Source organism: Bradyrhizobium sp. BRP23 (assembly GCF_020194135.1).
GTDB lineage: Bacteria > Pseudomonadota > Alphaproteobacteria > Rhizobiales > Xanthobacteraceae > Bradyrhizobium > Bradyrhizobium yuanmingense.
Genome location: NZ_JADYVW010000013.1, coordinates 19,494 through 38,615 on the forward strand (window position 1 = coordinate 19,494; position 19,122 = coordinate 38,615).

Consider the following 19,122-nt stretch of genomic DNA (forward strand, 5'->3'; position numbering starts at 1 on the left):
CGCCGGAGGCAGACAGGCGGTGCGCAAGCTAAAGGCGCAGATGCCGCCGATGCCGGGATGAGTGGTGACGATATCGCCAGCAGCGTGGACGTCGGCCACTCGATGGTCTATCGAACCCGTCGGCGTTTTGTCGCAAGGCAACCCGGTGGCCGCCCAGAGCGGAGAGCCCGTGCAGGGGCAGAGCGCGAGCTCAACGACAAAGAAGAGGTCCTTCTGGTGGCCACCTCCTGCTTCAGCCCTCCGACCGCGCGCGCTGGACACTGGAGCTGCTGGCCGACGAGACGGTCAGACTGACGTCGCAGGAGAGCCTGTCGCGCGAGACGGCGCCTGGCCGAGAACGATCTCAAGCCATGGCGCAGAAGCATGTGGTGCACTCCAAAGGTACAAATGGGGTATGTGGCCAGTGAAGGCCATCTAGCACCGGCCGCCGTCGACTTTGCCGAGCGCATGCGCGAATTTCATTGCCCCCGAAGCATGCCAATTGGCTCAACATCATCGAGATCGAGATTAGCGCGCTCGCCCGTCAGTGTCTCGACCGGCGCATCGACAGTTATGCCCATCTCGTCAGAGAGACCGCTGCATGGGAGAACGCCGCAACGCCGAGCGCGCACCCATCAATTGGATGTTCGCGATCGAGAAGGCGCGCACCAAATTAGGCCGCTCTCTATTCTAAAATATCTACCAGAGTGCCGAAAGCAAAAAGACTCAAAATCTCTGTGCCGAAACACTAGGTGCCCACGAGCCCCGTTCAGCCAAGTTGCGGCCGATGGAAGAGAAGAACGCGGCCTCCCGGTAGGCTCTCGGCCGTGTAGGGCTGACCGTGGACTAAGAAACGGGTCATTGGGACATCCCGGCTCGGCAGAAGACCTAGGCTCTGCAATATGTCGATCACGACAGGCGAAGCCTCTTGGGGGCCGTGCGTCCAGTGATCGCCGAACAACTCTCTCAGTTCAGGCACTTGCGGGAGTGGCTGATGGCCTGATGCCGGTGCGGCAGACGGCAGGGAAAGGTTTGGCGCCAGCGCCGAAGGAGCGTCCTCACGCCATTCGAAAAGTGCCGGCGAATCAAACCCTGGCGCAAGACCGCCATAGATATCTGAGGAAGTCCTTGGTGCCGCAGCTTCACTCGGCAAAGTTGGCCGAGGGTGATGAATGAGTTGAACGTCGTTGGGGCCTTTCGGTCCCAAGATGGCCGTGTAGCGTTCGCCGCCATCGCTCTCTCATGAACTTAATGGACCCAAGGTGACTGGGACCTCTTCCCTGATGGGATTTCAGAGCGCCGCGCCAAGAGTATAAGTCAGCACCGATCAACGCCAGCCTCGTTGTGGCCGGCGGCGGCTAAGCCATCGTCTGGTCGCGCTGCCCCCATTAATGGTGAGCCTCGCGTCCTGCGTGGCTCTGCGGCTCGGCTACAGCGTCGCGCATCACGGGCCTCTTCGGCTCGTGCTCTGAGCATAATCGACCATGCCTTCCCGCTTGAAGAAGTCGAGAACGTCTTCATTGATGCGAATGGAAATGGTGTTGTTCGTTGCTAGAACGGAGCAATCGCGGTTGCTGCCATAGAGCAGATAATAGCAGACCTCCTCACCGTTCCCAAGGTCCTCACTTAACGAGTAACGCACACTTGCTCTGTATGAAGCTCAACATCAGCGGCACAGACAGCCGCGATGGTCGCGCCGGCACCGGCCAACGGAAGGAGGTTCAGAACTAGCGAAGAGCTCAAGCTAAATGATCTCGAAGTATCTCCGACGTTCAAAGTCGGTGACCCGATGTTGAACGGATTCCCACTCCCAACGGCGCGAGCAAGCGAACGCTTCAACAAACCTTTCTCCGAAGACATCACTGGCCGCTGCAGACTCTGCAAACCGAGATGTTGCCTCTGATAGGCTTTGAGGCAGCCTCGCGGACGGACGACACATTTCCAGGCTTGCATCACCGACGATCGAAGCCGGTAGTTCCGGACCTGTCTCGACGCCCAATATTCCTGAACCAATCGCACATGCGAGCGCGAGATACGGGTTCACGTCTGCGCCAGGCAGCCTATATTCCAGGCGATGCGCAGATGGCTCTCCCGGAATGGCGCGAACCGCGCAGGAGCGGTTGTCAAGGCCCCAGCTTGGACAGATTGGTGCCCAGCAGCCAGGTACCAATCTCTTGTAGCTGTTGACGTTCGGCGCAGCGAGCACACAGAACTCATTCATGTATTCTAGTTGTCCGGCGATGAATTGCCTCATAAGATCGGAGACGTTGCCTAACGCATCACCGTCGTAGAATACATTTTTACTATCCGAGGACATCGAGATGTGAATATGGCCGGACTGGCCGGGCCATTTCTCGGAAACCTTGGCCATGAATGTAGCCATCATGCCTCGCGTTTGCGCCCAGGCTTTTATCATCGACTTGAATATGATTGCTCGATCGGCGGCTTCCAGCGCATCACAATGACGAAGTGACGCTTCGACAACGGCAGGTCCCGTTTCAAAGTGTAGTCCGCTGAGAGGTATTCTAGCCTTCTCACAAATCGCCAAGATCTCATCGAACAGCTCATGTTGTGCGACAGAGCGCGCAATCGAGTAGCCGAACGGGCCGCGCGTTAAAGGAGCCCATTCGCCGAACGGCTTGTCTTCAATCGTGTCTGCGTTCTCCTTAAACAGCATAAATTCAAACTCGAACCCGGCAGTGCAGTCGTATCCGTGGTCAGCAGTCCTTCGCAGGACCTTACGCAGAACACCGCGCGGACAGATGTTCTCATGTGCGCCCGCGAACTCCGCGAGATAGAGATATTGATCGCCGAGATGAGACACCGAACGGCCGGTGCCTGACAAAATCCGCAGGTCAGCATCTCCGAACGCCGATAGCGGCTTTTGCGTGAAACTGGCCGGAATGACCCGGTCCGTACAATCCCACGCCAGCACCGCTTCAGAGAACTTGATAACTTTATCTTCACCCGCGAGATCTTCACCTAAGACGTGTTTGCCTCGCAGAACGCCATCGAAGTCGCTTAAGCCGACCATCGCCGCGCGGGCTGGATTCGCTCCGGTCAACCTGGGATCAGTTGGCATCAGTCGCGATCCTGCATCACCAAATCGAACACCTGGTCCATCCGCATTGCTCGCAACTTGCGATAGTCATTCTCAAGCTGAGTCAAGTCGCTATTCACGAGATAAACGATGCCTGGTGTCGACACTAAGTCGATCGTGGGAACTAGCTCTTGACCAATCGGGACGAATGCAATGGCATCCGCGAAGCTCGGGAGCTTGCGGATTGCTTCGAGTCCCGGGTAACCGGCAACGACACCGCTCATATCTGAGATCAGCGAGACGCAAAGTGCGTGAGCCTGCCGCTTGTAGGGCCCGCGCAGCCTCATATATTCACCAAAGCCCTTGGGATCTGCGTAACGCCAGGCCGTCAAGGTCATATGGTTGTGCCCCAACGCCATCGTTCGTGCTTTTGCCGACATGGTCCCTTGAAGCCTCGCTCCGAAGTCCACCAGAACCGGTCCCCGATGATCGACGATGATCTCAGCATGAGCCGGTCCGTCGACGATCTGTAGTGCCTGCAACGCACGCACCAAGTAGTCGGACAGTTCCTGAACGATTGGTTCGTTGCCCCCCAACAATCTCTCAAGTGAGCAGACCGATGATGCCCTCTCAATCGGAACCGTGTCATAGGTCCACGCCTCCGTAACGAAGGCTTCCCCTTCGATCGAGACGGCATTTACGGTATATTGCTGGCCGTTTATTTTTTCTTGCCCAAGGGCAAAACGATTCAACGCTCCGACACGGTTCGTCTTCCCGACAATTGCGCTCACAGCCCGCTGAATATCAGCGTCTGTCGAGCAAAAGAATACATCCTCGGTACCCGTACTGTTCAGCGGCTTGATCACGATCTGATCGAACTTCGCTTCACGCTTCCAGCTCGCGATCTCTACAGGACTGTCGGACACGACTTGTCTGATCGATCGCACGCCTGCAAAGGTCAGCGCGCAAGACAATCGCGCTTTGTCACGCCGAGCAGCGGATAGCGCAGTCCCATTTGATGGTAAGCCAAGCCGCTCCGACAGAGAATCGGCGAGTTCAACTCCGGTCTCGCAGCCCGCGACAACGAACTCCAATTCCCGGCCATGGAGAGCCTGAAGATGATAATCAACGATGTCGTCATATCCCATGCGCTCGGTGGGGCGAATGACTTCATCATAAAGATCCGCATTGAAATGCGATTGGAATATGGACGGAATCTGTGCAGCCGACATCACATGCACCGTTCCAATTCCATAGCGCTTGAATTCTTCCGGTAGGTATCGGCCGGTAGAATATGCGTCTACGATTACACAACTCCGTTCTTTCATGCGGATCTCCGATACTGCAAGTAGATGTTTCCGACAGCGACAGCCGTAATGAGAGCATTTCCTATGAACGTATGTAACGAAGGCACGATGCGAGAATCGAAGTACTGGAACAGGAAGGTGATGATAGGGGCGGTGGACAGGACCATGTTGACGGTGAAGGGCTCTACCCGGCGAATGCCCTGCTGGATCAAGAGCAAAGGAACAATGATCGTCGACAGCCCAATTGCCGCGATCGCAAACCAATGCTGCGAGATCTCAGGCACGATAGATGAATGGTCGACCAGTCCCAGCAGCAAGAGAATCGTTCCATAAAAGCGATGCGCCAGGACTTGTCGGCCAGAAAACCCACGATCGAACAGCAGTTTGACAAGTATATTTGTAAGGGCCAGCGATAGGCCGGCCACGATCGCCAAGACGATGCCGAAGGACGATCGAGCCCCCCACTCCACGCCTGCGTTGCCGCTGGCCGAGATCCAAATCATGTAACTCCCGATCGTTGCGATCGTAACGCTCACGACAATATCGGATGCTGGAGGGGCACCCTGGCGCCTGATCAGTGCGTTTAACCACACTGTTGCGGTGGGCCCCAGCGCCACCATGAAGGCGATGACGATCGCAGGTTCAGCGTATTTCAGTCCGATAAATAGGCCGATCCAGCTGATTGCTGTCACGACATTGAGCGCGACGAAGACGAGGAGCGACCATTTCGCCACCGTTGCCTCGCGTCCTTCCTGGCGAGCCAGGAGATTGAACATCAGACAAACCACAGCGAAGGTCAGCAGGAGCGCGACGAACACATCCGCTTGCTGAAAATACGACGCCGCATAAACCTCGCCTGCCGCGCTCACGACGACATAAAGCGCCACAAATAGGACTCCCAGAACGAAGCGATTCGCCAATCCTCCAGTCTTCCTGTGCCCGCGAGGCGGCGCACGGCCCTCGCAGGACCGGACGCGTGCTTCGGCTCCGAGGGAGTGTCCTTTCGACGTGCACGGACCACGTTTGGTTTGAAATGTCACAACCTGCCTCTAGTTCTTCTTAGTTCGGTAGTACCCAACACACGCCTCTCCAAATGCCTTGAACAGTTGCTTGCTGAGGAGATCGGTTGAGACGTGCCATTCGGGGTGCCATTGCACACCGATTTGGAGCGTCGGGGCGCCAATGACCGAAGCCGCCTCGACCAAACCGTCAGGCGCCCACGCCTCGCGCCTCAGCGCCGGGGCAAGCGCCTCGATGCCTTGATTGTGCAGCGAGTTGACTTGCGCTTCGATCGTCCGCGCGATTGGAAAGAGCGCGCCATCGGAGCATATCCTGACGGTGTGCGCGGCGTCGTACTGACGGTCTCTTGGACGATCTGGCTTCTCGGCATGCATCGCGCCACTTTCCGGCTTCCACTCCGCAAGCGATGAGCGGAGCGTGCCGCCGAAATAGACGTTGAGTTCCTGAAGCCCACGGCAGATGCCCAGAATAGGCATTCCGAGCGCGATGGCGCTCTCTATAGTTACGGCAGAGAGCCTGTCCCGCGGACGGTCAAGGATCCCAAGCTCAACGTCCTGCCGATCAGCCTGCGTCAAGGACGCAGGCGCTCTCAGGACGGCGGGGTCGATGTTCGATTCATCACCTGTCAACACTAAGCCGTCGAGCCGGCGCATGATCGCCGGGGCGATCTCCTCCCTCGCATCTTCGGCGTCGATCGTCGGCAATATGACGCAAGCCACTCCCGCATGACGATGGAGTGCCTGCAAGTACTTGCGCCGCAACCAGTCGCGATGCACACCATCGACCAGAAGACGGTTCGAAGTGACGCCGACCACGGCTCGGGTGCTCTCTGGCCGTAGAAACGTCACGCGAGCTGCCCTCGCGCGCGAACCTCGGCAACGGCCTGCTCATACAAGCGTCGATTTCGCTCTTTTAACTGACCTATGACGCTAGGTTGACCTTGAGGTCCCTTGACAAAGAGACCACCCCAGGTCGCGGCAACCTTCGCATAGTTCGGATCCTGCATTCGGATTTTCTGAGCTTTGCGCAACAGCCAAAACGGGATGCCCGGCGAAAGATGATGCTCAAGGTGGTACTCATCCAGATTCTGTCCGAGGATGGCTCGTTCGAGGAAGTTTCCTTTCCGATTCCTGGTGAGATAGACGTTCTGCGTCTCGGTTTCGCACATAGGTGAGTGCTCGGCTAGCTCGATAAACCATCCGAGGACCTGAAACGTGGTGAGATAGGGCACGATCCAAAACAGGACGACGATATGGAGCAGCCCAACAGCATATGACCCGGCCAGGATGCTGATCCAGAAGAGATAGAAGCCATACTTGTCGATAAGTATGCCTGAGCGGCTCTGCTCCTCGACATCTGTGATCGAAAATCGATTGGCCCAAAGATACTTCAGATACGCTACTGTCGCGCCGCCGAAGATCGGCTTCCAGATCATGTTGAAAGCGTACCGCTCCGGAGGCTGCACGTTGTAAACGCCGCTGGCCAGAAAGAACTTCAGGTCGGGATCCTTGTCCGGATCTCCGAGATAGGGATGATGCAAATAGACGTGCGAGATCCGGTAGGCCCAGTGGCGCTGGAACAAGGGATAGGAAGCGAACAGAATGCCCAGGACGTAGTTCCAGGTCGTGTTCTTCGCGAGCGTGCGGTGAGCCGCATCATGAGCAATGGTTGTCAATCCGCGCTGATAGGCGCCAATCAGAAGGACGGCCAGCGGGTAGAGCCACCATGAGACCGACACAGTCGCGAGCGTACACGCTGTGATGACAGCGTAATCTTTGGCAATATAAGCCGCTCCCGTTATGTTGTCGGGCCTGAGCTCGGAGAGCTGCTTATTGATTTCTCGGCTGAATTGAACGGCCTCATAGCGTGATGACCTCAATTTCCAAGCGTCTGCCTGATTCATGAGAACCTCCTCCTGATCGCCTTGCAGGTTGTCAGATTGCGGAAAGCGCCTTGTCCAGATCGCGCAGGATGTCGTTGACATCTTCGATGCCGACGCAAAGCCGGATCGAGCCGCCAAATATGCCGGCGGCTTCGCGCTTTTCCCGCGGGACGGTGGTGTGGGTCGTCGAGACAGGATGGGTCACGAGCGTGCGGGCATCGCCTACATTCGAAACGTGATACATCAAGTCGACGTTCTGGATGAACTTGCGCCCGGCTTGTTCGTCCTCCACCTCGAACATGACCATCGCCCCGTGTCCGTATGCAGCATTGAGTGTCTGTTCAACGGTTTCCCGATCGGCGCCTTCGAAGAGCCCGGGGTAGAAGACACGGCGCACTTTTGGATGCTCCTTGAGAACGTCGGCCACGATCCTGGCATTCGCGCAGTGCTGCTTCATGCGAAGTGGCAGCGTTTCAAGCCCTTGGATCAGTTGAAAGCTCGCAAACGGGGCGATGGCTGCGCCGGTATCGCGCAACCAGGTCATGCGAGCCTTGAGAAGAAACTCGCTCCTTCCAAGATCGTCGACATCGCGCACCGCATTATGCCAAACAACTCCGCCATGCGCATCGTCGGGACGGTTGAACAAGGGAAAGCGAGAGGCTCCCCGGTAGCTAAACTCGCCGTTGTCAACGATCAGTCCACCGAGCGTCGTACCGTGGCCGCATATATATTTCGTTGCGGAGTACGTCGTAATAGCAGCGCCGAGATCTGACGGCCGGCATACCAGTGGCGTCGTCGTATTGTCCACGACCAAAGGCACGCCGTACTTTCGGCCGATCTCGGCCAGCTGTTTGACGGGGAGCGGAATCAGACAAGGATTCGAAATCACCTCTCCGAACAGGCATATCGTGCGATCATCAATGGCACGTTCAAATGTCTCGGGCTTTCGAGGATCGGCCGTCCTCACGCTGATCCCAAGACGCTTTAATGTGTTGTGGAGCAGGTTCCAGGTATTGCCATATAGATACGGAGAGGCGACGACATTGTCCCCCACTTCGCCACTTGACAGGTTGACGATCGCAAGGAACGTCGCTGCTTGACCTGACGCAACGGCGAGCGAGTCGCTCCCCATATCGACGGCGGCGTAGCGCCTTTCCAGCGCGCGGGTCGTTGGATTGATGATCCTTGTGTAGGTGAACCCATCGGCCTTGACGTTGTAGACGTCAGCGATGTGGTTGAGATCGCCATCGAGTTCATAAGCCGTATTCTGGTAAATCGGCACTGCGACGGCTTTCGTCGCCGGGTCTCGCCGATAGCCCGCATGCAGAACAGCAGTCTCGGCCGAAAACGGCAGCCGCGGGTCCCCAGCCACTCGAGCCGGCATCTTTATGCGAGCCCCGCATGCCTCTTGGCCCGACATCGGCTTTGCTAACCGAGCCTGACCGGACCGGAAATATGTACGAAAAGCGCACCCCAACTGCTCGATCCAGCTGGATTGGATTTCCCCAATGCAACCGACGCGAAAACTCCGCGTGGCAAGATGCAGCTTTGAGTAGATGTAAAGGTTGTGGGCCGCCAAGTGGCGATAAAGCCCATCGAATCCTGCCTGGTCCACGATTCCCGACGGCGCACTGAACGCGACGCAGACCGGCGACTGCAAGTCCGCGGACAGCAGCGGAGACACCAGTCCTTCGAGTTCCTTGACGAGATCGTCCCTGACCTTTTCGTACCTGCAGCGTCTGGCATCGATGCCCTCCTCGTGCAGAATCTTCAGGGCCTTTGTCGTTGCCTGAACGATGTGGGTGGGAGGGGTCGACCGCCACTCACCGGTGCGCTCGAGCGAGAGCCATTGATCTCTCACGTCGAGGACAAACGACCTCGGTTCTTGAACCGCATTCTCCAGCAGCTCGCGGGACGCGATGACAAACGCCACTCCCGGCGGCCCTTCTATGCACTTGTTGCTCGACGTGACCAGGACGTCAGGTCCACGCTGGCTCAGGTCGATATTAAGGCCGCCGAAGGAACTCATCCCATCGACGATGGTCTTTACGCCACGTCTTCTCGCCTCCTCCACGATCGCGTCCAGCGGATTGACGATTCCGGTTGTCGTCTCACAATGCACGAAGCACAGGTGCGTAACGCCAGGATTTCGGCTCAGATGCTCGCCAATTTCTTGAGGATCCAAAGGATCGGTCGCTCGCTTCACAAGCTTCAGTGCTTCGACGCCCCACAGCCGCAAGATTTGCAAAATACGCTCGCCATAGATGCCGTTTATGCAAACGAGCGGCCTGTGGGCTCGGGACACAAATGAAGAGAGAGCGGCCTCCATCGCAAAGGAGCCCCCTCCCTGAATAGGCACGACCGAATAGTCGTCAGCATTTCCCAGCAAGTTGAGCATCAGCCGCCTCATGCAGGCGGTCACTTCCTTGAACTCGCAATCGCGCGATGCGAGATCAAGCTGCATCTGGCTCCTGACCGCCAGCGATAACGACAATGGACCAGGCGTCAGCAAAGAGCGCTGTCTTATCAAACCATTCCTCCTCAAGTTGTATTCTTCAATAGACCTGGAGTACGCCCACCCCACCAGGGAGCCCCTGTGGCGAGTGTCGACTTCCTCCGTTCAACAGCTTCGGGTCAGATGCCCATAGATTGCGGGCGCGCTTCGCGTCTGTGTCCGAAACCCTGCCGGATGACAACCTCCACATCTCATCGCAGATGCAGAGCGATCTTTCACAAAGCTGCTCACCGATACCATTCATCACCTCCAAGATATTGGCCTTGCGACCGCGCCCTCGAACGCAACCGGCGGCGACGCGCGCTGTCATCTAGCCATCACGCATGCGCAGGCGTGAGCGCGGTCGCCTTCTTGCGTCGCGAAGCGGCAGGTCGACCGACCGACTTACGTGCGAACCTGCGTCATTCAGGCAAACCTGACATTAGGAAAGCGATGCAGCCGGATCATCGCGCCGGGATGCAGATTAAGGCATGGCACACTTGATGACGTCGCAGGCAGCGGGAGTCTGATGCATGGGCTTGAGACTTGATGCATTCGCACTTCGTAGCTCGTTGGAGGTTTGGGACGCTGATGACTGTCGCTGTCCATTTCGAGATCGTACAACTTGACGTTAGGGGCGTTTCAACCCTCTCCGGGGATTTTCTCGTGAGATTTTTTTCCTGACGTACTCCCATCTGGCGGCGACAAGCCGACGTAGGCAGCGGAGTGCGGAGGTTCACAGCGAGCTGAAGTATTTTGAGAGTTCGACATCAGGACATTCGGCATTCCGCCTGCGGCCGCATACCAGCAGGTAAGGATGGCCAGCCTTTCCGTTCACGTATTCCTCGCCATACCGCAGATGGAGGTACCGAGCTTCTCCGCCATGCCGCCGAGATCCTCCTGGATAGCTGGCACCTGGAAAGTGTACGCCTCGTCGCACATGACCGCCGCTGTCAGGTGTCGTTGCGCTGAATGAAGCGCCCTTGGCAGGCTGTGGTCGAATCCGGCTTGAAGGTAATCTGAGCGACCTTGCGATTGCTGTCGCTTTAGCAACGAACAGTTCGACCTTTCGGCGAGGCGCCGTGACGCAGAACCTGTCGTCCTGCTTTGCTAGGACCAGGTCGACTCGACTCCAGATGAGTGGCACGTGTCCCTCTGTGAGCGCGATCGTTAGGCTGGCAGCATCTCTCGGGCCTGCACTCCGCTTCGTGGCGAGAAAGTCTCACGAACGATCATCGTCGTGGCGAGCGTGCCGCGGTTGACGGGCTGGTCCAAATCGTAAGGCCCAAAGTGAAAGGAGTTCCATCGCGTCCAACACTCAATGGAGCGCAAGTACCTCGGCGGTAAGGCGCTCTGATTCGACGGATCGCATCTCGCAGCCGTTCTGCTCGCGTTGGCCCCTCTGCAGCGCCTGCTCGTTGATGGCGAGCTCGCGTTCGACGCGGTCTACCGCGCGGTCGAACAGGTTGACGGTTGACCAGAGCAGATCATCAAGAGATCGTCCTTGTCGCTTGCCATGGATGAGCTCCCTTGCCTTTTCGGCCGCGCCATGGCCGCCTTCATGACGATCAACGACGGCAGGCGGTACGGAGCAGAACCCGAAGCGCGGAAGTCCGTAGCGCAGCACGGGATGGCTAAGGTTCGCGGCTGCTTTGTCTCGCAATGCCAAGGCGCGGGTGTAGGCAGGCGTTGTCCGCCGTCGAGCGGCGGGCCACCGAAGCAAGCTTGCCGAAAGCCGGCATGGCCGCGACAGGAGGGAGTCGTGGTCGACTGCCAAATTCGGGTCCTGAAAACAAGTGCCCGCTCGCCGGATGCGGCCAAGCCCGGAAACCGAGGCCCCTCATACTGCGCGAGAGATCGAAGCCGGCCGAGACGCTGTCCGGCTCGGCTTTAACGGGAGCTCGGCGTGTCGCTGGCCGTACGCGCAGCAAGAAGCGCCAAGCGAAAAGTCAACTTACTGGAAGTCGGACTTCCTCTCTGGACTTTGTTGTCACATCGTAGATTCTGATCTGGAGCATGGGACGGCGTTTCTTGAGCTCCTCCGCTCCCGCCCATGCTCCATCTCTGCTCGCGTACTCGGTTTTGAGTTGGCCATCCACTTCGAGCACATAACCGGAAGCGGGCAATCGACGAGTGGGTGCGACCATTTTGTTCCTTTAGAGCCAAAAGTCCGATCGCAGGCTCGCCAGAGCTGGATCGCCTTGGCCGGCTTGCGGGATATCGTGCGAATCGATGGTGCGACGCGAGGGACCTCTAACCATCAAGAATTGACCGCGCCATCAAGACATCCACTACCGCTTCCGCTGAATGCTCTAGGGTCTGCTCCATGGTCCTGAGATGAACCTCCGGTGTCGTTGGTGCTTCGTAGCACGAATCGATCCCGGTGAAGTTCTTGATCTTGCCGGATCTCACCTTTGAATACAGGCCTTTTGGGTCTCGCCGCGCGCATTCCTCGAGCGGCGTATCGACAAAGACTTCTATGAACTCATCCTTGCCAACCAGGCTGCGCACCCTGTCCCGTTCGGCCCTAGTGGGCGAGATGAACGAGCAGATCACGATCAAGCCGCTGTCCGCCATCAACTTGGCAACTTCGCCGACACGCCGGATGTTCGCCACGCGATCCGTCTCCGAGAAACCGAGGTCCGCGTTCAATCCGTGCCGGAGGTTGTCGCCATCCAGCAGCATGGTATGCCGCGACATCGCAAACAGCTTTTGATCAACAAGGTTGGCAATCGTCGACTTTCCCGCGCCAGACAAGCCAGTGAACCAGATGACGCAAGGCTTCTGATTCTTGAGCGCGGCGCGCTCCCTCCTGTCCACGGATAGCGCTTGCCTAGCAATATTGGTGGCCCGCCGTAGCGGAAAGGCAATCATGCCGGCCCCGACCGTACGATTCGTGTAACGATCGATGACGATAAATGATCCGGTCTTTCGATTGAGGTCGTAAGGATCGAATACGGCGGGCGTTGCGGTCACAACATCGCAGAAGGCGATCTCGTTGAGGGAAAGCGTCCCGGCGGCCAGATGCTCACAAGTGTTGACGTCGATTCGATGCCTAATTGTGGTAATGCTGCCAGAAATCGTCTGCGATCCAATCCGCAGGACGTAATTGCGTCCGGGAGCGAGCGGCTCCTTGTCCATCCAGATCACATAAGCAGCAAGCTGGTCGGCCACCTTCGGTCGGTCGTCCGGTCGCGACAGAATGTCGCCACGACTGATATCGATTTCGTCTTCCAGTGTAATGGTAACCGCATCCCCGGCTTCGGCGGCGACGAGGTCACCATCGTGGGTCACGATCCGCTTGACGCGCGTGGTCCGCCCCGACGCAGCGACAACGATCTCGTCTCCTGTCGAGATCCTCCCGGAAGCCACCGACCCGGCATAGCCCCGAAAATCCGGGTTTGGCCGGTTTACCCATTGGACCGGAAAGCGGAAAGCCTGGCTTGCGGTGCCGGACTGGATGTCAATGCTCTCCAAATGCTCGAGCAGGCAGGGACCATGATACCAGTTGGCATGAGCGGAGCGGTCCACGACGTTGTCGCCGTAGCGGGCCGAGATCGGGATCGGAACAATCGAGGTGAAGCTGAGACCGGCGGCAAAGGCCAGATAGTCACGGGCGATCCGATCGAAGCACTCCTTGTTATATGCCACAAGATCGATCTTGTTCACTGCCAGCACGACATGGCGAATACCGAGCAGCGAGCAGATAAAGGAGTGGCGGCGGGTCTGAACCATCACGCCTTTGCGGGCATCGATCAGGATGATGGCGAGCTGGGCATGCGAGGCGCCGGTAGCCATATTGCGGGTATACTGCTCGTGGCCGGGAGTGTCGGCCACCATGAAGGAGCGCCGCGGCGTCGTGAAGAAGCGGTAGGCGACATCGATTGTGATGCCCTGCTCCCGTTCGGCCTCCAGCCCGTCCACGAGCAGCGCGAAGTCGATGTCATTGCCGGTGCTACCATGCTTGATGCTGTCGCGTTCCAGCGCCGTGAGCTGATCGTGGTAGATCATCTTGCTGTCGTGCAGCAATCGGCCGATCAGCGTCGATTTGCCGTCGTCCACCGAGCCACATGTGATGAATCGCAGCTGATCCTTCGTCCTGGCCGGGACCAGTTCTGTTGCCGGATTCGTAAACATCAAAAGTAGCCTTCCCGCTTCTTCTTCTCCATTGAAGCGGCTTCGTCGGCATCAATTAGGCGTCCCTGGCGCTCCGACACAGTCGTAGTCTGCATTTCCGCGACGATATCTTCGATCGTCGTCGCATCGGATTCAATAGCTCCGCTCAAAGGATAACATCCAAGCGTGCGAAAGCGGATCATGCGCATTTCCGGCGTCTCGTCGCCGTTAAGCGGCAATCGCTGGTCATCGACCATGATCATCGCACCATTTCGACGCACTATCGGTCTTTGGTTCGCGAAGTAGAGCGGAACCACCGGAATCTTCTCGAGCATGATGTATTCCCACACCTCGAGCTCGGTCCAGTTTGACATCGCAAACACGCGCATGGTTTCGCCCTGGCGGATCCGTGTGTTGAACAGGTTCCAGAGCTCCGGCCGCTGATTACGGGGGTCCCATACGTGTCCGGCCGAACGGAAGGAGAGTATCCGTTCTTTTGCGCGACTCTTTTCCTCATCGCGCCGCGCTCCGCCAAAGGCAGCATCAAATCCGTGGAGGTCGAGCGCCTGCTTCAGCGCGTCGGTCTTCATCACCTGGGTATGGAGCGCGGAGCCGGAATCGATCGGATTGATCCCGCGCGCGAGGCCCTCCTTGTTGACATGGACGATCAGGTCGAGGCCGAGCCGCCTGGCTGTCGCGTCCCGGAAGCTGATCATCTCGCGGAACTTCCAGGTCGTGTCAACGTGAAGCAGGGGAAACGGCAATTTTGCCGGATAGAACGCCTTGATTGCAATGTGCAGCATTACGCTTGAGTCTTTTCCGATCGAGTAAAGCATGACCGGCCTTTTGAACTCGGCGACCACATCACGCATGATTTCAATCGATTCAGCTTCGAGGCGGCGCAGATGTTTCGGTAGCATGTGCCTTCTTTTCGATGCAGGATCTCTGTTCTTCGCCGTTCTATGGCTCCAGCCTAGAGTGGGAATATCCGCGGCGGAAACGGCTGGCCAAGACGCATGGCTCGTCGATGAGCTCAAGCCCCACTGGAGAGGAGACTTGCAGACGCGGGAGCATATCGCATTCCGCCGCTGGTGCGGTCGGCGCCTGGGTCACACCTGATCGGGAGATCAGCTCGTGCGGGTTAAGGATAATGGCTAAATCAGCCAGCGTGTTTTATTCGCAAGCATTCAGATCCGTTAGCGGATATTGAGGATCCGCTCAAGCCGCGCGACTTCGCCTCGCAGCATCTCGATAGCCGCTTCGCTGTTGCGAATGCCATCCAGCCCCGCAGCTCGATCAGCTTCTGACGCCAACAGCGTCTGTTGCAACTGGGCAGCCATCGTGTGGACCGGCTCTCCAGCGTGAGGTGGGCCGGATAATGCTCCCGCCTTGGAGCTTCGCAAATCCCACCAGGTTCGGAATACCTGACGATAAGGTTCAGTTACCTCCCCTCCCCTATCCAGGACTCCGGCTTGCTGTGCATGTACCAGTTCCTGCTCATATCCGAGTTCTAGCAGAAGCTCGGCGCCGACCAGATCGGTCACGGTTTGCATCTCTTCGACGCTCAATTGAGATTGCCATGCCTTGACAGAGCTTTGGTCGACGGCGTTTCGTTCCAAGATTTTTCGGTCTCCGAAGCTACTCGATCGAAGATAATCTGCTTGTCTCATCCCCGCCGATGCGACGGCCGCTGGATCACAGCCGAGGCCCCTCAACAGACGCCGGATTTCCTCGTCCGGATGCGCCACGAACAGTTCGTATTGCACGAACTGTGTGCGCGGGCGAGTGCGGTGGGCGGCGAGCTTGGGAAGGCCCAGAACCAAATCGGCGAGTGACGTTATGATGCCGTCGGGCAGACGGAGCATGAGATCGACGAGACTGGAGACGCTGACCGGATGCGAGCTTTCTGCCCGCAGTGGGACCCCCCACGTCGATTTCAGTGAAGCCGCGATGGCATAGGGATTGCGCATCAGAAGGATGTGTGGCGCCTCTGGATAGACAGATTCAAGAAACTCAAGCGCCGTCCAATAGCGTGGTGTCTTGTCTAGGATGATGCGCTTGCCCGCTTGTGCCAGATACTGATCATAGGCTGCATCGGCAAAAGCGCGGCTAGGGATCGTGCTATCTATCCGACCCAAGAATTCAGAGGTCGCGGCCTCAATCAGCGAGCCACCCGCCGGATGGCGCTGATCCACCCTGCCAAATGCTTCAACCGCCAGCATCAACCAGGGTTCAGGCGGAGCCACAATGTCTGGATGGTGCTGCAGCAAATGCGCCAGGAGTGTCGTCCCGGATCGTGGAAGACCGAGGAGAAAGCACACCGCAGGCGAACGGCCAAAACATCCGCTCATCGTTCAGACGCCTCGTCCTTGAAAAGCGAACCCTGTCGGCGCTCGCTCGATTGATCGACAGAAAGCCAGCCGCAAAGCGCTAAAACGACCAGAATTTTGTCTGCCACTCATGACTTGAGAACCGTTCAGTTCGATCGATCGGCTGGATACAGAAAGACACCGCAATCGCGTCCTCGATTACTCGACAGTTGAAACGAAGTCACGAGCCAGCTCAACTACACGAAGATTGATTGCGGATATGGGAAGGTTGGAACGAACTATACAGACGTTTGCCGAAGACCGCCAAGGCACATGGGAAGGTTATTACGTATAATCACAGCTCCCTGTTGCTGAGGTATTGAAGACGTAAATGCGACATGCAACCTCGCTGATGCTCGGCATACACCAAAGAAGTTCGGCAAAAGAGCGGACGGCTCGGCGAGCTCGGCAAAGAAGCAGACCATGTCGCGGACATCTCACGTGGCAAGGTGCAGCAATCTTGTCAGCGCGCATCGCTGCCGACGCAAGCGTGAATGCTGCCCTTGGTCCGCCAAGACACTCCATAGTCCGGCCAGCCTGTTGTTCGCCAGCCTATCCTTCCGAGTTATACCAAGTAATTGATTTTCCTGCTCTTGGAGAGTTGCCCCTCCCTTAATCGGCGCAAGGAGACTTGTAAACGATGGAACCTGACTTAAGATGCCTCCGGATCTACCTGATCCAGCAAGCGCGCTTGGCCGCATCTCTACTGACGGAGACGAGCTTGTCCGGTCATTTATGTGGGAGATCAGATCGATTCGTGCGTCGAAGAACTTGCCAAATTAAATGTGCTGGGCATCACTCGGCCACGGTGGACGATCCTGATGGCTGTGAACTATTTGGGCAAAGAAATGCGTGTACCGGTCAACCTGGTGTCACGATTGATGCTCGTCGACCCCTCCTTCGTGACAACCCACTCAAAGCTGCTAGAGAAAAACGGTTTGCTGCGGCATAAGTCCTCCGCAGACGATGCCCGGATCGGGCAGATGTCGCTGACGGCCAAAACGCGCAAGCATCTCCGACTTTGGAGCCACGACAGGCAGCCCTGGTTGAGCTCGCTTTTGATGAAAGCGGCGTTGACCGATCAAGCGAGTTCATTGCCAAGGCTGCTACAGTGAGGCTTCGCCTGGAAAGGGCCCGCTCTGGCGTTCAGAAGATCAAACGCACGACTGTCAGAAATGGAGCTCGCTAACATGAGTCTCCCATCCTTCGAATATGTTTTGAAGCAGCGCGGTCGAAGGTGGTTGGGTCGTGTCCCCAGTGATGGTGTAGCTCGGTAGAGCAAAGCCGTCCGCACGCGCGCCCTCCCATAGCGCCGTAGCGGGCGGGCGGCTTTGCGGTGGTCACCGGCAGTTCGCCGGTAGGGTCGGGTTGCTGACACCAACCTGATTCGAGGAACCACCGATGACCGATGAGATGATGAACCTCCGCACGCTCGTGGAGAAGACCCCTGATGCGGATCTGCTGCGCGAGATGATCGGCTTTGCTGCCCAGCGCCTGATGGAGCTGGAAGTGGAAGGCCAGACCGGGGCCGCCTACGGCGAGAAGAGCCCCGAGCGTCTGGCGCAGCGCAACGGCTACCGCGACCGGACCTGGGAGACCCGCGCCGGCACGGTCGAGCTGCGCATTCCCAAGCTGCGCAAGGGCTCCTACTTCCCCGGCTTTCTGGAGCCGCGCCGGATGGCCGAGAAGGCGCTCACCGCCGTGGTGCAGGAAGCTTATGTGCAGGGCGTCTCGACCCGCTCGGTCGACGATCTGGTGCAGGCGATGGGCATGAGCGGCATCTCCAAGAGCCAGGTCTCGCGGCTGTGCGCGGAGATCGATGACAAGGTGAAGGCGTTCCTCGCTCGCCCGATCGAGGGCGATTGGCCGTATCTGTGGATCGACGCCACCTACGTGAAGGTGCGCCAGCAGGGGCGCATCGTGTCGGTCGCGGTGATCGTCGCGGTCGGCGTCAACAGCGACGGCCGGCGCGAAGTTCTCGGCATGGACATTGGTCCCTCGGAGGCCGAGACATTCTGGACGGCGTTCCTGCGCAAGCTCGCCCGCCGCGGCCTGCGCGGCGTCAAGCTGGTCGTCTCCGACGCCCACGAGGGCATCAAGGCGACTGTCGCCAAGGTGCTCAACGCCACCTGGCAGCGCTGCCGCGTGCACTTCATGCGCAACGCGCTGGCCCATGCCGGCAAAAGCGGACGGCGTGTCGTCTCCGCCTTCATCGCCACTGCGTTTGCCCAGGATGATGCCGAGGCCGCACGAGCGCAATGGCGGAAGGTCGCCGATCAGCTCCGCCCCAAGCTACCCAAGCTCGCCGGCTTCCTCGACGAGGCCGAGACCGATGTGCTGGCCTACATGACGTTCCCGCCGCAGCACCGCACCAAGCTGCACTCGACCAACCCGATCGAGCGCCTCAACGGCGAGATCAAGCGCCGGACCGAGGTCGTCGGCATCTTCCCCAATGAGGAGGCCATCGTCCGCCTCATCGGCGCGATCCTGCTCGAACAGAACGATGAATGGGCCGTCCAGCGCGCCCGTTACATGACGCTGGAAACCATCGCGCCGTTGAGTAATGATCCAACCGTCAGCCTCCCGGCCATCGCCAGCTGACCAGTCCGGCTCTTGCCGGCGAACGCGGTGTCCCACCGCCAGTTACACCACGCTCAGGGACACGATCAGGTGGTTGTGGTCCGTTCACAACGCCGAGGGCGCTCAGGTGATGACGGGTTCAGGATGTAACCGCCGCGCCGCCACCTATCAAGCTAACAGAGCGCTTTTTCAATTGCTGTTGAGCGCGCCATATTGCCTCGGAGCTCGAGCTAGCCAACAGGCTCGGCGAGGTTCGCTTACGCCCAAACTTTAGTCTGGCACGAGCTTCGAGGATGCCCCATTCGCGAGTTGTTTCCATTTCGCTAAAGCGATCA

At 58.2% G+C, this 19,122-nt stretch carries 12 protein-coding genes; 2 read left to right on the forward strand and 10 right to left on the reverse strand.

Going from position 1 to position 19,122, the window contains the following annotated elements:
* Nucleotides 1-1,723: 1,723 nt before the first annotated feature.
* From I6F24_RS28865 to I6F24_RS28910, 10 genes are all read right to left on the reverse strand, one after another.
* Nucleotides 1,724-3,061, reverse strand: a complete 1,338-nt coding sequence (locus I6F24_RS28865; RefSeq protein WP_225130881.1) for a glutamine synthetase — start codon at nucleotides 3,059-3,061, stop codon at nucleotides 1,724-1,726.
* Complete coding sequence (locus I6F24_RS28870; protein ID WP_225130883.1) at nucleotides 3,061-4,347, reverse strand: ATP-grasp domain-containing protein; 1,287 nt, start codon at nucleotides 4,345-4,347, stop codon at nucleotides 3,061-3,063. Before I6F24_RS28870 ends, I6F24_RS28865 begins: the two co-directional genes overlap by 1 nt.
* The gene (locus I6F24_RS28875; RefSeq protein ID WP_225130885.1) at nucleotides 4,344-5,246 is read right to left on the reverse strand and encodes a DMT family transporter; all 903 of its coding nucleotides are present in this window, start codon (nucleotides 5,244-5,246) and stop codon (nucleotides 4,344-4,346) included. The genes I6F24_RS28870 and I6F24_RS28875 overlap by 4 nt, the downstream gene beginning before the upstream one ends.
* A 129-nt stretch (nucleotides 5,247-5,375) precedes the next feature.
* A complete protein-coding gene (locus tag I6F24_RS28880) occupies nucleotides 5,376-6,161 on the reverse strand; it encodes a gamma-glutamyl-gamma-aminobutyrate hydrolase family protein (protein WP_225130887.1) in 786 nt (261 codons plus the stop codon).
* Nucleotides 6,162-6,190: 29 nt separating this feature from the next.
* Entirely contained in the window at nucleotides 6,191-7,249 is a 1,059-nt protein-coding gene (rtxC, locus tag I6F24_RS28885) for a dhydrorhizobitoxine desaturase (protein ID WP_225130889.1), read from the reverse strand.
* A gap of 31 nt (nucleotides 7,250-7,280) precedes the next feature.
* Nucleotides 7,281-9,812 (reverse strand): 2-aminoethylphosphonate--pyruvate transaminase, encoded by a 2,532-nt coding sequence (locus I6F24_RS28890; RefSeq protein ID WP_225130891.1) that lies wholly within the window; start codon nucleotides 9,810-9,812, stop codon nucleotides 7,281-7,283.
* A gap of 1,228 nt (nucleotides 9,813-11,040) precedes the next feature.
* The gene (locus I6F24_RS28895) at nucleotides 11,041-11,499 is read right to left on the reverse strand and encodes a hypothetical protein (RefSeq protein ID WP_225130893.1); all 459 of its coding nucleotides are present in this window, start codon (nucleotides 11,497-11,499) and stop codon (nucleotides 11,041-11,043) included.
* 476 nt (nucleotides 11,500-11,975) lie between these two features.
* Complete coding sequence (cysN, locus tag I6F24_RS28900) at nucleotides 11,976-13,859, reverse strand: sulfate adenylyltransferase subunit CysN (RefSeq protein ID WP_225130895.1); 1,884 nt, start codon at nucleotides 13,857-13,859, stop codon at nucleotides 11,976-11,978.
* Entirely contained in the window at nucleotides 13,859-14,824 is a 966-nt protein-coding gene (cysD, locus tag I6F24_RS28905; RefSeq protein WP_225131002.1) for a sulfate adenylyltransferase subunit CysD, read from the reverse strand. Before cysD ends, cysN begins: the two co-directional genes overlap by 1 nt.
* A 210-nt stretch (nucleotides 14,825-15,034) precedes the next feature.
* Nucleotides 15,035-16,189 (reverse strand): sulfotransferase, encoded by a 1,155-nt coding sequence (locus I6F24_RS28910; RefSeq protein WP_225130896.1) that lies wholly within the window; start codon nucleotides 16,187-16,189, stop codon nucleotides 15,035-15,037.
* A gap of 803 nt (nucleotides 16,190-16,992) precedes the next feature.
* Between I6F24_RS28910 and I6F24_RS28915 the strand changes: the two genes are divergently transcribed.
* Both I6F24_RS28915 and I6F24_RS28920 read left to right on the forward strand, forming a co-directional pair.
* Entirely contained in the window at nucleotides 16,993-17,322 is a 330-nt protein-coding gene (locus I6F24_RS28915; protein WP_345944124.1) for a MarR family transcriptional regulator, read from the forward strand.
* A gap of 286 nt (nucleotides 17,323-17,608) precedes the next feature.
* The gene (locus I6F24_RS28920) at nucleotides 17,609-18,808 is read left to right on the forward strand and encodes an IS256 family transposase (protein WP_225130900.1); all 1,200 of its coding nucleotides are present in this window, start codon (nucleotides 17,609-17,611) and stop codon (nucleotides 18,806-18,808) included.
* Nucleotides 18,809-19,122 lie beyond the last annotated feature (314 nt).